The organism is Pseudoalteromonas sp. 0802 (genome assembly GCF_013350085.1).
GTDB lineage: Bacteria > Pseudomonadota > Gammaproteobacteria > Enterobacterales > Alteromonadaceae > Pseudoalteromonas.
The window spans coordinates 1-909 of the sequence record NZ_JABVXE010000066.1; the positions used below are offsets into that span (position 1 = coordinate 1).

Annotated in this window: 3 tRNA genes; 1 reads left to right on the forward strand and 2 read right to left on the reverse strand. The window is 39.9% G+C overall.

The features are described 5' to 3' along the window. Position 1: 1 nt before the first annotated feature. Both HUS61_RS21125 and HUS61_RS21130 read right to left on the reverse strand, forming a co-directional pair. Positions 2-77, reverse strand: a tRNA-Glu gene (locus HUS61_RS21125). 39 nt (positions 78-116) lie between these two features. Further along, a tRNA-Ala gene (locus HUS61_RS21130) sits at positions 117-192 on the reverse strand. Between the two features lie 642 nt (positions 193-834). On the opposite strand from HUS61_RS21130, the gene HUS61_RS21135 reads away from it, so the two are divergent. Then, positions 835-907: transfer RNA gene (locus tag HUS61_RS21135), tRNA-Val, on the forward strand. Positions 908-909 lie beyond the last annotated feature (2 nt).

Consider the following 909-nt stretch of genomic DNA (forward strand, 5'->3'; position numbering starts at 1 on the left):
GTGGCGTCCCCAAGGGGATTCGAACCCCTGTTACCGCCGTGAAAGGGCGGTGTCCTAGGCCTCTAGACGATGGGGACGCAGAAAACTGCAACCCTAGGACAAACACTATGCAAATCTGGTGGAGCTATGCGGGATCGAACCGCAGACCTCTTCGCTGCCAGCGAAGCGCTCTCCCAGCTGAGCTATAGCCCCGACTTGCATACACACCACCAATTAATGTTGGTTGTGTATCGCTGAGTGCGGGGCGCATTCTATGCAGCCCCCCAAATAAAGTCAACAGTTTTTTATCTAAGTTTATTTAAATGATTTAAATTTCAACAAGCTGACTAAATATCAATCCGTTGCGGAGGTATTTTATACAAAGTGCTATCAAATTAGCTATTTTGGGCTAATTGCATCGCTGGTTTGTTATCAATGACTCTCTGCTTTTGAGTTTACTCTCTAAAAAAAGGTATACATTTATATGCAAAATAAAATTCGTTATTTAAAGCTTTAAATAAAACGACTTTCCCCTTCCCTGCTTTGTTTTAATAGTGCTAACTAGAATGCAATTAACTAATGCAAATTTATCGGTATGAAAAAACTGTTTTAAAAATTTACTGTATTCATATCATTTGGAATGATTTACCTAGGTCATAAAGCTATAGATCCAAGTCTAAATATAAGCTTATGAATATAAATTGCATATTTGTTCGCCAAAAAATGCTTAAATGCCATGTCATTGTTTATAAAAGCTGCATCTAACACATTTTTACTCATTCAAGTGTTGACACATTTACAACTCTATCTATAATAGCGCCCCACAACAACGCAGCAATGAGTTGTTTTAGATATGGGTCGTTAGCTCAGTTGGGAGAGCATCGCCCTTACAAGGCGAGGGTCACTGGTTCAAGTCCAGTACGACCCACC